At 41.6% G+C, this 13,572-nt stretch carries 9 protein-coding genes; 2 read left to right on the top strand and 7 right to left on the bottom strand.

All coding sequences use genetic code 11. The features are described 5' to 3' along the window. Nucleotides 1-202: 202 nt before the first annotated feature. The 7 genes from ACEW8U_RS01365 to ACEW8U_RS01395 all read right to left on the bottom strand — a co-directional run bounded on the left by ACEW8U_RS01365 (nt 203) and on the right by ACEW8U_RS01395 (nt 8,988). Nucleotides 203-1,009, bottom strand: a complete 807-nt coding sequence (locus ACEW8U_RS01365; protein ID WP_373520239.1) for a metallophosphoesterase — start codon at nt 1,007-1,009, stop codon at nt 203-205. Between the two features lie 25 nt (nt 1,010-1,034). After that, entirely contained in the window at nt 1,035-1,751 is a 717-nt protein-coding gene (locus tag ACEW8U_RS01370; protein ID WP_373520240.1) for a DUF3307 domain-containing protein, read from the bottom strand. After that, nucleotides 1,748-2,392, bottom strand: coding sequence for a SatD family protein (locus tag ACEW8U_RS01375; protein WP_373520241.1), 645 nt, complete (start codon nt 2,390-2,392; stop codon nt 1,748-1,750). Before ACEW8U_RS01375 ends, ACEW8U_RS01370 begins: the two co-directional genes overlap by 4 nt. A 327-nt stretch (nt 2,393-2,719) precedes the next feature. Further along, entirely contained in the window at nt 2,720-2,920 is a 201-nt protein-coding gene (locus ACEW8U_RS01380) for a hypothetical protein (protein ID WP_373520242.1), read from the bottom strand. Nucleotides 2,921-3,588: 668 nt separating this feature from the next. After that, nucleotides 3,589-6,345 carry a M14 family zinc carboxypeptidase gene (locus ACEW8U_RS01385; protein ID WP_373520243.1) on the bottom strand — a complete coding sequence of 919 codons (2,757 nt, stop codon included), beginning with the start codon at nt 6,343-6,345 and terminating at the stop codon, nt 3,589-3,591. A gap of 191 nt (nt 6,346-6,536) precedes the next feature. After that, nucleotides 6,537-7,808, bottom strand: a complete 1,272-nt coding sequence (locus ACEW8U_RS01390; protein WP_373520244.1) for an alpha/beta hydrolase family protein — start codon at nt 7,806-7,808, stop codon at nt 6,537-6,539. Nucleotides 7,809-7,821: 13 nt separating this feature from the next. Beyond that, nucleotides 7,822-8,988, bottom strand: coding sequence for an aminotransferase class V-fold PLP-dependent enzyme (locus ACEW8U_RS01395; RefSeq protein WP_373520245.1), 1,167 nt, complete (start codon nt 8,986-8,988; stop codon nt 7,822-7,824). 166 nt (nt 8,989-9,154) lie between these two features. On the opposite strand from ACEW8U_RS01395, the gene ACEW8U_RS01400 reads away from it, so the two are divergent. Together ACEW8U_RS01400 and ACEW8U_RS01405 are read left to right on the top strand one after the other, a co-directional pair. Then, on the top strand, nt 9,155-9,430 hold the full coding sequence (locus tag ACEW8U_RS01400) for a GIY-YIG nuclease family protein (protein WP_373520246.1): 276 nt from the start codon (nt 9,155-9,157) through the stop codon (nt 9,428-9,430). Between the two features lie 464 nt (nt 9,431-9,894). Continuing rightward, the coding region (locus ACEW8U_RS01405; protein WP_373520247.1) for a PVC-type heme-binding CxxCH protein at nt 9,895-13,572 on the top strand (3,678 nt) is incomplete at its 3' end.

Raw genomic sequence — 13,572 nt, forward strand, 5'->3', positions numbered from 1 at the left:
GCGATCAATTGGACCGAAACCGGTGCCAATGCAAATTTTTCTCTTGAGAATATTCTGCTCAGCTTACGCCTAAAAAGTTTAGTCATATCAGTTTAGAACAAAGGTGGTTTGTGTCTAGGAATTCTAAATATAATAACCCTAAGTGAGTAATTGGTTATATACAGGAGAAAATCAGAATGTATGAAAAACAGACTCCATATAATCAAATTGTATGTCCGCTCAAAATCATCCCATCTTTCATAGCCTTTAAATAGGTGACTGTGTTCCCATTCTCCCCTACTTCACAAACCCGGTATCCCGGATGAGGAGAACCCCAACTGCCTCCAAAATGCCCTGACCAGAGGTATGGCTTTTTCTTATTGAGCATGATGCCATCAACATCATGGTCATGTCCATGGAATACCGCACGGACATTGGGGTTGCTTCCGATCATTTCCAATATTTCCTCACAAGCAATTCCATGCTTAGTCCAATCATTTTGGGAAATGTGGATACAGATGAAAACATGGGATAGGTTCTTGAAATCCTCTAATTTCTTTTTCAAAAATTCAGTATTGACACAAAGGTAATCTCCTGCCTGATTGGAACAGTTGGCAAGGATAAATCCATATTTTTCTTTGCTGACAAAGGAATAGTCCGCAGGAATTCCCCAAATGTTTTCCCACTCCTTTTCCGAAATGCGGTCATGGTTTCCTTTTACAGGAAAATATGGGACCTTGAGGGTGTCATAAACTTTTTTGACTTCAGGCATCCACTTGGGTTCATCATGGATCAGATCTCCATTGAAAACCACAAAATCCACATTTTCCTCCAAATGAATGGCCTCGATCAACTCTTTGTGAGTTTTTTCAAAGTCAGTATCGGGCTGACCAAAATGCCCATCAGAGGCTATGATGAATTTCAGTGTTGGGCTTAGGGGAAAATGTGTTTTCCCAAAGGTTATAAATGGCATAGTCGAAATGGCGCTGCTGAATACAGTTAGCTTTTTTAAGAAAGGTCTTCGGTTCATATCAATTGTATTTTTGCAATAATTCTCAAAAGAATCTTGTCAGGTATTGAAATCCCAAAGAAGTCAGGATGGCAAATCCAAAGCTGAGAAGAGTTCCTATCAGGATATATTCGGTCAGTTTTCGGTCTTTGGATTCTTTTAAATCGCCAAAGCGGAAAACCGATTTGGCAGTGATCAAAAAGCCCACAGCTTCCCAATGATCGGTGATTATGAATATAAAAACCAATAGTCTTTCTAGAATTCCAATATATTTTCCGGCATTTGGAAGTGACTGATCTTCCCCATCCATGATTTGACTTGACCATTTATACAAGAGTACATTCATGATGATTGAAACAGCAAAAACCAAAAATACCAAAGCAGTAAAATAAGACCAAAATCTAAGGGACTGAAGGTACTCCAACCATGACATATTAGGATAAATCCAAATCAATGTCAGGACTACAATTACCAATAAATGCAGAAATTGGTCAAAAACAAACCAGAAAGTTTTATTTGTCGGTTTCTGAAAAGACAGTTTAGCCCAATCTATAAGAAAATGGGGAATCGTGATCCCTAAAACCAATGGCCAATAGCTCAGGTCAAAAAACAATAACATTACCAAAGCTCCATGTATCAATACATGTAAATATAGCTTGGTGGATTTCCCTTTATTTTTTGTTTTGTCCTCAATCCATGACTTTGATTGAAGTATGAAGTCTCCAATTAAATGGGCCAAGAGGAGTTTGACAAATATGATCATGGCAAAAGTTTTTTGAGTTTAAATTTATAAACATTGTTCAACTCCATTAATTCTTCAAAATATGCCCTTTTAAATCTCCCACTGACGGATTGTTGCTCCAATTCCAGCATTGAGGCAATTTCAACTTGTCTTAGTTGTGGATTTTCCAAGGCAATCCCCACTATCTCTGCTGCATTTACCGTCCAGTTATCCATTACGATCAATGCCAGTTTGAACATCAGGTTCAATTCCCTGTCAAAATCTTCGCAATCTGTTTTAATGAGAAGGTTTTGTTCTTGTTTGCGAAGCAGTTCAAAAGCTTCCCCGGAATGATAATATGCAGATCCAGTCCGCATTCCTATTGGGGTATTGTCGCTATGTTTTTCCCCAATGCCAATGGACATCCGCACATCTACCGGTCCTGTCCTTTTTTGTAATAGATCACCTGTGATGGATTTGATGGTTGCTTTGATCATCAAAGCTTTTTGTAAAGCTTCCATTGGATTTAACACCTCCAACTGAAAACTATCCCCTCTGAATATTTCCCAGTCCTGATTGACATTTCCCCATTTCGAAAACAAAGACTGAATGGGAATCAGCCATTCCTGCTGACTATCCAGACTCCTTGAATCAATAATATCTCCTGTAATGACTGCGATCATAGCGATTTGAATATCGTCTATATAAACGATAAATACAAATATCGCTTAACTAAACGATAAAATAAAATATCGTCCTATTAGACGATAATAAATTCAATCAAGTCATAAATCGAATTCGGCAGGATGAGTCAAGCACCTCTGACAGAAGAAACAAGAATAAAAGTAAGGGAGAAAATCTGAGAATCCTGTCTGGGAGATAAACTGAGAATAAAAAAAACCGCATCTGATTAACCATCAGTTGCGGCAGTTTTGATTAAATTAATACCTCCAAGAACATTGAATTCCCCAATGAATTTAGGGTAGTTCAATTGCTCTGGTTATATAAATTTACTTCTTACCACGTCCGGCCAGCACCACGCCCACGACAAGAAGCACTACGCTGATAATCACAGGAGTCCAGTTGGCCGAACTAACTGCAATGTCAAGTCCTAGAAAACTAAAGCTTTCCGAATCCTGTAATGCTTGATATCCAAATACCACGGTGCCAATGGCACCAATAATTGCCAAAATAATTCCAATTGTTTTCATATTCATAAGCTAGGTTAGTGTTAATCCTAGTGAAGGTAATAAATATAAACTGATATTGAACATCTGAATCGATTTCGAAACCTAAATCCTTCAACGCAAATGTGAGTGACTCCCACCGATATGAGTACCTCCTAATCCTGCCAATGTGATTGACTAACTCACATACCACAACCTTCAGACTAGCTCATAACCATACATTAAATCCCATTCAGGGATTTGGCCCACACCCTAATCTCCCCTATCCTCTGGCTTTTCACCCGGGGCAAATAACCTAATGGTATTCAATCCCTGCCTGACGTCAAGCAGGCCTACCGGGATTTTCCGCCGTCCATTTAAGTGTCTCCGATGGCCAATGTGAGAGTCCCCATTCACATCCGCCACCCATGGGAGTGTCTCAATGCCGATGTGAGTGCCCTCACTCACATCCATCCCCATCCTTGAGTCTCATGTCTCGCCTCTCGATACTATTCTCTTGGTTCTTGTCTCTCGCCTCTTGTTTCTTGCCTCCCCGAGTTTACAACATTTTGAAAATGTTCAGAATAGGAATGACATCAGGTTGCCCGCTAGGCAGACGGCTGCTCCTGTTAATGTCATTGGTATACTCAGGCAGGCATTGATTCTTGAAACTCACGTCTCTGTCTCACGTCTCATATCTCACGTCTCGCTTCTCATCTCAACCTATCCCAATTGATAATCGCATTCCAAACCATAGGGGCATCGTGATGATTGAGATAGCGGTGAAGAGGGTCAAAGGTGAAAGCAAGTACATTCCCCTTTCCTACAGGCACATTGAATACTGCGCCATGGCCAACAATCTCCTGTTCATTTCGGACCATACCGGATACCACATAAGGTTTGGACTTATCTTCCTTTTTCTCCTCTTTGTCAACTTTTGCTTTTTCAGGCATTCCCATAATATGCCCCTCAAAAGGAATCTCATCTTTCAGGGGTTTGTTTCCATATTGAACCAACATCAAATCCCTATTGTATTTGTCGGTTTGCAACAAGGGACCATTTCCCCTGAATAGGGTAAATTCCTCAGGATATCCATACAATACAGGATGACCAGAATTTCTGGCTTTGGCTCTTACTATCGAACCAGGATGAAACAAACTACCCGCACTCACCGGCGACAATTCAGGTGTAAGTCCTGCCTCAGCAACAATACTGCTTGTATTGTCAAAACTGATCAAGAGACCACCTTCTTCCACAAACTTTCTCAAATTATCAATTCCCAAATAACCAGGTCCACCTGTCATGTCATTGGTAGAATCAGGTAACCCATGCGATGGAAATTCAGGAGTTTTGGTAAATGGCAGCGGGCCAAATTTTTTATCTACTCCATTGACAAAATATTTCAGATTTCCTCTTACTCTAGGAAGTATGATCACGTCAAATTTGGATTTGAGATTTCCTGCTTTCAGCACATCTTTGTCAATCGAAGTATAGGGAATTTTCCTTTCATCAAAAGTATACCTTGACCATCCTTCATCCTGGGTATTGTACCAAGTGTGGTAAATGGCCACTTTGGGAAGGAAGACTGTTTGTTGGTCAGACCCTTGAATATTCGCCGAAGTGCCTTTTAAGTCCAGCCCAAATTCTGAGGCCAAAGAATTGATTTGATTTTTATTAATTCTTTTCAAAATCAGAGAACCAGGCGAAAGGGTATCACTTCCCACAATTGTCTGCTTGGACAGCACCGAAATCTCAGTATTTTTATTTTGCGTTTTCAGCCAGTATAAAGCCGGTAAAACTGTATTTTGGGCATGATAAGGTAAAATATACATCCCCCCATCTCCTGAAACCTTTCCGGAATATCTTGGAGACTCAGTGATCATTTTCAAAGAAGACACCTCAAAGTCAATACTATCTTTGGCTTCCACCTCCACACCATACAGGTAAGGCAATGTCCATGCAATGGCATCATAAGGTGGGAATTTAGCATCCTTCGGATAATCCTGTGCGGTCATCAAGGAAACCAACAGATTTCTATAAGGCTGCTCTGTCAAAGCAACAAAATGATCATCAGACTCATGTACCTCAATACCTTGTACCAACAATTGGCCGGCGAGGTATGAAGCCATAGCAGGATCTTTTTGATTTTTGGCAATCGTGAAGGCTTTGGGTCCATCTTTCCTGCCCTTTTCAACACTGTTATATCCTTTTTTGTAATAATTGGTCAATAATAGTTTGGCATTATTGGCAGCATAGGAAAGTGAGGCGATAACCCCAACCTGAGTATAATTGATATTGTTCCTAAAAGACCAATTCACCAATGGTGTAGCTGGGTCAGGCCTGTACCATTCTTTGGAGGTAGCCAAGTCACCTGCAAATTTGGCAGTCGAAAGATCACGCAAGTAAGTGTCTGCCCCGGAGTTGCCATAGGTTTCATAAAAACGGCCATTGGAGTTGTGGTTGTTGGCTACCCAAATACCATAACCCGGCCACCACCCGTCATAAAAGGCCCAAGTAAATGCTCCCGGCATTCCTTCTGAAGCTACTGCTGCCACATCATGGTTTCCCATCACCTGCCACTCGCTTTGGGTAATCGGATCCACATAATCATTGTAGGGACCTGTTCCGGTGGAAACATATAGCAAGGGAACTGACTCATGGAGATCTAACATCACTGTAGGGTGAAACTCAAAAAATCCTTTGAAAATGGATTTAGTAATTTCTTGGGAAACCTGTAATCCATCTCTGTTATTGTCATGAAAAACATATTTGGCCCAATACGGCGGGGAACGGGGAAAGCCATCATCAATAAACTCCCTTCCTTTGGTGTACCGATAATACCAATCCACTTGCTTATCCAAGCCATCAGGTTCCATGATAGGATTGATGACCAGAATGATATTGTCTGTTATTTGTTTGATATCAGGTGCTGAGGAGGTTGCCAATCGGTAGGCCAATTCCATCAGCATCTCGGGTGAACCCATTTCAGTAGCATGCATTCCTCCTGACACATAGTACACGGGCTTGCTGTCCAGAATAATCGACTCAGCCTGTTCAGGGCTTGTCTTTCTGGCATCAGACAATTTTTCCAATTGGCCTTTGTAATGATCCAATTTGGCCATCGTTTCCTCATTTGTAATCACCACCACATAGAAAGTTCTACCCTCCTCGGTTTTGCCCATTTCCTTCATGTGAACCATAGGAGAATTTTCAGCAAGTTTTTGGTAGTAGCCATATATTTCGGTTGACCTGTGAACATGACCTTCCGCACCGATGATATGGCCAAAATGTTTGAGCGGTGACGGAATGGTGGGATGATCGACCACATCCAATAATGACTTGGGCATAAAACGCTCATCAGTGGTGAATTCTCTTATTTTTAGGTTGTACTCGGTGTCTACCTGCTGTGCAAAAACAGGAGCATGACCAAGTAAAAGGACAAGAAGGAAAAAGGATAAATAGTTTTTCATTATGGAATGTTTATGTTTCAGATCTAAAATCTACAAAATTCAGTTCAATTAAGGAAAAAGCTTTGATGGTTACCAAAAAGCGATGTATGAGCGGATTTACCTGCTTTTAAAGCTATAATAAAATTGGGGTTTTTGACATTGGTTTAATCCCAATTCCCAATTGACTGGAAAAAGTCCTTTTCCAAAACAACTTAATTTTTCAACCACCTATCAAGCCAATCAAAAGCATCCTGCTGCATGGCCTGATCAAATTTATGAGGACCGGGATAGAAAGAACATTTATACCGCTCCAAAGCACCTGCCTTTTGAAAAATACCGGAAATAATCTCATCTGCCCTTTTCATTTCCCCAAGAGTAAACAAGTTATCTTCGTTGTTATTAAGTACCATGGTCGGCTTAGGGGCCCGTAAGGCCAGAATCTCAGAAAAATCCAGTTCTCTGGGAAGCATCGGAATGTACGTCATCCAAGTATGGGTATGGGATTTGTTCAGCAAAAAATCCTCCCATGTAGTCATAAAACCAACAGATACGGCACAGGCAATCCTTGGATCCAAACCGCCCAACATCACCGTCCTCAAGCCTCCACCCGAAAGGCCGGAACAACCAATTCTTTCAGCATCCACATCTTCCCTTGAAACCAAAATATCCAAAGCCACCTGATCCTCTGCCAAATAAACTGCCGGCCAGGAAATCCCTGCACTAAAAAGCGACCTAGCCATAATATGCTCATGGTCGGAAGCCCACCCGTTATATGAATCTATGTTTTCCTTTTTGCTCATATCAAAATCGGTAATCCCTTTCCTCCTATCCTCAGGCACGTCTTCCAACATCACCCTCCTGCTTCCAAAGGCAAAAGCATCATTCACCATAACAATATAACCCCGCTTAGCCAGTTCATTGGCCCAAGCCTTTCCCTGGTAATAAGTTTTTTGATGCTCCTGCACATAGTAAGGTACATCCTTATCCAACTTGGCAATCTTATCCAAACCCAAAAATTTGTTGCCTCCATGACAATGCAAACCCAAAACTGCCGGAAGCTTACCTTTGGCATGCTCAGGCTTCAGGATTACTGCTTTTGTCGGATTTCCATACGGCAACTGATAGCTGATTTCTTCACCTATCAATCCATCAAATCTGACTTGCCTGTGAACGTTTACTTTTGGTTTACCTTCCAAACCCAGGTACCCCATCCTTTCCTTGACCTTAGCGGAAGCCATCTTTTTCCAAGCCTCCAAATCAGTAAAGTCATTTCTACGAAAAGATAAACTTGGCAAACCATCCAAAAACAGACTTTTGGCCCATGGGCCATAAAGTCCAAGCTGGTTTTTTTGAAAGGAGTCTGGCATTTGTGGGGGTGTTTGTAAGTTGAAAGGTGGGGAAAGCAGTTCACCGAAGCTACCGCCAAGCATTCCTATTCCGGTCAGTCCGGTGTATTTCATGAAATCTCTCCGATTGGTAGTCATAGGAAATCTGAATTTATCGCTTTTCCGTCAGAATTCCTTTCAATACCCTGATCAATGATGCTATATCTTTATCTGTATTGAACAAATGCATAGAAATCCTGATGGCTTTGCCCCGTACTGAAACAAAAATTCTATTTTCCTCAAACTTTTGAAGGGCAAGTTGACTGTCCACACCCTCAGGCAGCACAATACCAAAAAGATGTTTTGCCCTATAATCATCCACCTCAACCCAAAATCCATTATCATTTAAATATCTGACCAAAGGTTGGGATAACTGGTCGCAATAAGATTGGATATTGGAAGGATCCCATTTTAAAATCTGTTCTATTGCGGCATTCAACATTGGAAGCAAATTGAAATTGCTGAATTCACCCATATTATATCTTCCTGCACCGATGGAATAATCATCCACATACTTTGTCAGGCTTGAGAATTTTTGTGCATTGCTCCTGTTCATCCATGATTCCTCCAAGGGTGATCCATTATTTAAGAATTCAGAATAATAAGCCAATCCAATTGAATATGGCCCCATCAGCCATTTGTACCCTGCACAAACCAAAGCATCAATCTGACACGAAACCACATCTATGGCCAATGCCCCTACGGATTGGGTACCGTCAACAATAAAAAGTGCGTTATGTGCCTTGCATTTTTTGCCGATTGCCTTCAGGTCAAACAAAGTACCATCTGTCCAATGAATAGAAGACATCAAAATAACTGCGGTATCATCATTGATGCTATCAATAATCTGCTTGTTCCATTCCTGGCCTCTACCAACCATTGATTCGGGCGCTTTGATCACTTTTAGATGTTTATCATTATTCTGACACCATTTTTCAATGGCATAATACCCACTTGGAAATTCATCGGAAACCACCAAAGCGTTAGTCCCATTATCTTTTGGTAGATTTTGGATGGCTGACGTCAGGCCGTAGGAGGCCGAAGGAATAATGGCAACTTGTTCCGCAGGGCAATTGACCAGTTTACCGAAATTTTTTCTCAGGATTTCTGCATCAGAAAAAAAATCTGCCGGGGTTATTTGGGTAGGGTTCCTTTTTTTGATCAATGCAGTAATTCCAGCTTCTTCGACAGAACGAAGCAATGGCGACATATAAGCGCCATTGAGGTAATGGATATCTTCCGGAAGCTGGAAAAGTTCTTTCTGGTTTTTCAATTTCATTTGGGTTGATGTTTTTTGTATGCAAACTACTGTAAGCTTATCAATCAACAAAATTAATTATTGACCTATCGTAAGGAAACGTTGAAAATCCAAAGAAATCCAGGTAGCCGAGGTCGCCTAAATGCAAAAAAATGTTCAAATTATATTTTAATTAACTTTTTCAACAATGAAGGCATATCTATATATCTTGCTATGTGGAAATGGTCAGTATTATGTTGGTAGCACAAAAAATCTTGAAAGAAGAATGGAAAAACACCAAATGGGATTAGGTTCAAACTTTACAAAAAAACACCTTCCTGTTAAATTGATGTATTTTGAGGAGTATGATAGTATTACTCTTGCCTTTAAAAGGGAGAAGCAAATTCAAAACTGGAGTCATGACAAAAAAGAAGCATTAATCAATGGCAATATTGCTTTGTTGAAGAAATTATCGAAAGGTTAAGGACTGTAAATAATAAATCGAAAAACAATCAAGATTATAGCTGTTTTTATAATTTAAATAATTACCTGAAATGGTCTCGGCAAGCTCGACCACCGGATTAATTGATTTTTAGGGGGAAGGGAGGAAATGGGGCGTCGCCCCATTTCCTCCCTTCCCCCTCTTAGAATAGTTAACCGGTCACCGAGCTTGCCGAGGTGATTTGTTTTAAATTATATCACCCCTTGTCTAGAACCAAAACCCGGTGGCCGAGCCCTATAACTATCGTGGACGAGGCCAAATAGTTGATAGAGAGATGTTCCAAATAGTCAAATTTCAATTATAATCGAAATTGAAACACTTTTTTTTATAAAATTCGACTATACTTGAAATAAATTTTATGGTTTCATTAAATTCATATCACAATCAAATTAATTCATTTACAAACTTGTAATCAAGGCTGTTTCCCCCCAAGCAATATCCCGAAAATGAACCAATCAAACCTTTCCCATCTATTGCTATCAGGTCTCCTCTTTTTTATTTTTTCCTGTTCAGGCAATCAATCTAATGATTCAGAAATTGAGAGTCAAATTCAAGAGGCATCGTTGTTGACCTTGATCCAAGACGAAAGTGAAGGCACCATATCGGTTTTCCGAAAGGGAGAAAATGAACCGATTTTGATACAGAATGCAAAAGAGGGTTTCAGACCATACATACACCCCATTATCGCTCCCGATGGAAAAGGTGTCCTGACAGAATACAGTCCGGGACACCACAAGCATCAGACTGGCTTGTATTGGGGATTGACAAGGGTCAATGGGCGGGATTATTTTCATAACCCTCAAGAAAATTATTGGAAAAAGGTTGCCTTAAATGTGATTGAGATAGAAGGCAATGAAGTCAAATGGCAAACAGTCTATCAATTATTGGATGAAAAAGGTGAAGCGCTGATGCTTGAAACCCAAAATTGGTCCTTAAGGGAAGAAGAGGGCAAATACTTTTTGGATTTGGAATGGAAAGGGGAAGCAATTGAAGCGATCACTATCGGGCAATATGACTATGGAAGCTTATTTGTAAGAATGCCTTGGAAAGAAGGCATCAGAGGAGAAATCATCAATGCTGCACGGCAGAAAAACCAAAATGCAGAAGGGCAACCTTCCATGTGGGTCAATGTAGGGATGCAGGTTGACGGACGCGATGACTTTGCCAATATTGCGGTTTTCGACCATCCCGAAAACAGGGGTTATCCCAACAAATGGCGCGTGGATGGACAATTGGGTTTAGGGCCAGCCTTTACCAAGGATGGAGATTGGTTGATAGAAAAAGGGAAAACAGAAACCATCAAGCTTCAACTGATGATGTTTACCGGAGAAGTAAATGACCTTAAATTGACAGAAGCGTGGGGAGAATTCTCTGGAAAAACGGGCATGTATAATACCACTGAACTTTGGGGACTTGCACAGAGGGAAGGAAGGGATGCCAAATTTCTCAACCCACAAGAGGCCGTAGAAGCAATGACCATCAAACCCGGTTATCAGGTCAATGTATGGGCTTCCGAACCCATGATGACACAGCCTATGGCATTTTGTTGGGATGACAAGGGCAGACTTTGGATTGCGGAAAACAAAGACTATGAGTCAAGAGGTCATGGATTTTCAAATTCGGGGGACAGCAGGATTCTGATATTGGAGGATACCAATGGAGATGGTGTCGCTGACAGCAGAAAGGTTTTTATGGAAGGCCTGGCATTTCCGGCAGCCATTGCTGTTGGTTTTGATGGACTTTACGTGGGTGCACCGCCGAACCTTCTTTTTGTCCCTGACAAAAACCAAGATGACAAAGCGGATTTGGAAGATATTGAGATTTTGCTCACCGGTTGGGGTATCCGTGACAGACACGAAACCCTGAACAGCCTACATTGGGGGCCAGATGGTTGGCTTTATGGGTTACAGGGATTTGCGACGCCTTCCAAAATCAGAAAACCAAACGGTGATGCCAAACTCTATTACCACAAAGACCCTTTTCCAGATGATATTTTTGAGAAAGAGGGTGTGGATATCAACGGAGGTGTTTGGCGATACCATCCCGTCAAAGATAGGTTTGAAGTGGTAGCCCATGGTTTCAGCAATCCTTGGGGGATCGATTACGATGCCAAAGGGCAACTACTGATGACTGCCTGTGTCATCCCCCACCTTTGGCATGTGATACCGGGCGGAATATACCATCGGCAGGGTGGACAACATTTCAATCCTTATGTGTATGAGGATATCAAAACCATCGCAGACCACAGTCACCGATCGGCCCATGGTGGTGCCCGGGTTTACCAATCGGATGCATTTCCTGAGGAAGAACAGGGACGGATTTTCATGGCCAATATCCATGAACATGCGGTACTTTCTGATATTCTGGTACCAAAAGGTTCGGGTTATGAAGGAAAGCATGGCGATGATTTTTTGTTGGCCAACAATGCCCAATGGGTGGGTTTCAGTATGGAAATCGGACCAGATGGGGGATTGTATGTGCTGGATTGGCATGATGCGGATATCTGCGGCCAGGAAGTCCTTAATGAGGAAACAGGAAGGATTTTCAGAATAATGCCCGAAAAATCACTTGCTGCTGATTTTGATGGTAGGTATTCTGATCTCAATAAAATGTCCGACAAACAGTTGATTTCGCTCCAAACCAATAAAAGCGATTGGCATGCCAGAAGGGCGAGGGGAATTTTACATAAAAGGGCTGTGAAAGGAGAATTGGAAGCAAATACTATCAAAGGCTTAAAGAACATCTACCAAAATGACAAAAACCCAAATTGGAGGTTAAGGGCAATGTGGACATTGCATCAGGTTGGTGGATTTAAAGAAAATGAATTGCTCAATGCACTTTCAGATAAAGACCAATATATTAAGGCTTGGGCCATACAGTTGCTTTGTGAAGATCTCAAACCTTCCGCAGCCGCCTTGGCCAAATTCAGAAAAATGGCAGATGATGATACTTCGCCGGTGGTCAGGCTATACCTTGCCGCTGCCCTGCAAAGGATTCCATCTAAGGATAAGTTATTGATAGCTTCTAACCTGCTTCAATATTCCGAAGATGCCAATGACCATAACCTACCCAAAATCATTTGGTATGGGATAGAATCTTTGATTGCAGAAAACACGGCCAATTTCCTTGAACTTTCCGACCAATCCAAAATACCCTTTGTCACCCAAAATATGGCAAGAAGGGCAGTGGATGGTGATGAAATCGAAAAATTGGTTGCCTTTATTGGTAAAGGTGGTCCCAATACAGAACTCTTAATGTCGGGAATGTTGAGCGGTATGGAAGGTAGGACTGATCTGAAAATCCCATCAAATTGGAAGACAATAGCTGAAAAAATGGAGAAATCAGGTGGCAAAAAGAAAGAACTAGCTTTGGAGATTTCAAGCCTCTTTGGAGATACTGAGGCCACCCAACGGGCATTTGCGATCCTGAAAGATAAAAAGCAACCTCTTGACCAAAGACAAAAGGCACTGCAGACACTAACGGCGCAACAAAGAACTGGCCTGATTCAGGAATTGCCGCAATTGATTGCGGAACCTGCGATGAGGAAAGAAGCCATACGTTCAATTGCTGCTTTTGACAATGAGAATTTGGGCAGGTTGCTGATAGAGAAGTATCCGACTTTTGATGCCACAGAAAAACAGATAGCCATGCAAACCCTTTCCTCCCGGTCGAGATATGGCAATATACTGACCCGGGAAATCAAGGATAAAAAGATAGCCAAGGCAGAAGTTCCTGTCAGTGTTGCCAGGCAATTGCTCCGGGTGGTAGGAAGTGGGTTTATAGAAGTTTGGGGTCCCATAGAACAGGTGCCAAGTGACAAAGCCGCATACAATAAATATAGAAACATACTCCAATCGTCAGCGATGGCATCTGCCAATATTAAATCAGGTAAAACAGTATTCAATAATGTCTGCGGCAGTTGTCATAAGATGTTTGGTGAGGGAGGTGAAATGGGTCCCGACCTGACAGGTTCCAACCGTTCAGATGTGGAGTATATCTTGCTCAATGTCATAGAACCCAGTGCCGAAATCCAGGATGACTACAGGATGGTGGTGATCAATACCCGGGATGGCAGGACTTATTCCGGAAATGTTATCGGAGAAAATCAAAGGCAGATTACGCTC

Source organism: Aquiflexum sp., assembly GCF_041751335.1.
In the GTDB taxonomy this organism is placed as follows: Bacteria; Bacteroidota; Bacteroidia; order Cytophagales; family Cyclobacteriaceae; genus Aquiflexum.

What these genes read in the sequence shown, in the direction of transcription:
- ACEW8U_RS01375 (WP_373520241.1), bottom strand. Translation starts at nt 2,392, where the DNA reads ATGATCGCAGTCATTACAGGAGATATTATTGATTCAAGGAGTCTGGAT.
- ACEW8U_RS01365 (WP_373520239.1), bottom strand. Translation starts at nt 1,009, where the DNA reads ATGAACCGAAGACCTTTCTTAAAAAAGCTAACTGTATTCAGCAGCGCC.
- ACEW8U_RS01385 (WP_373520243.1), bottom strand. Translation starts at nt 6,345, where the DNA reads ATGAAAAACTATTTATCCTTTTTCCTTCTTGTCCTTTTACTTGGTCAT.
- ACEW8U_RS01395 (WP_373520245.1), bottom strand. Translation starts at nt 8,988, where the DNA reads ATGAAATTGAAAAACCAGAAAGAACTTTTCCAGCTTCCGGAAGATATC.
- ACEW8U_RS01380 (WP_373520242.1), bottom strand. Translation starts at nt 2,920, where the DNA reads ATGAAAACAATTGGAATTATTTTGGCAATTATTGGTGCCATTGGCACC.
- ACEW8U_RS01390 (WP_373520244.1), bottom strand. Translation starts at nt 7,808, where the DNA reads ATGACTACCAATCGGAGAGATTTCATGAAATACACCGGACTGACCGGA.
- ACEW8U_RS01400 (WP_373520246.1), top strand. Translation starts at nt 9,155, where the DNA reads ATGAAGGCATATCTATATATCTTGCTATGTGGAAATGGTCAGTATTAT.
- ACEW8U_RS01370 (WP_373520240.1), bottom strand. Translation starts at nt 1,751, where the DNA reads ATGATCATATTTGTCAAACTCCTCTTGGCCCATTTAATTGGAGACTTC.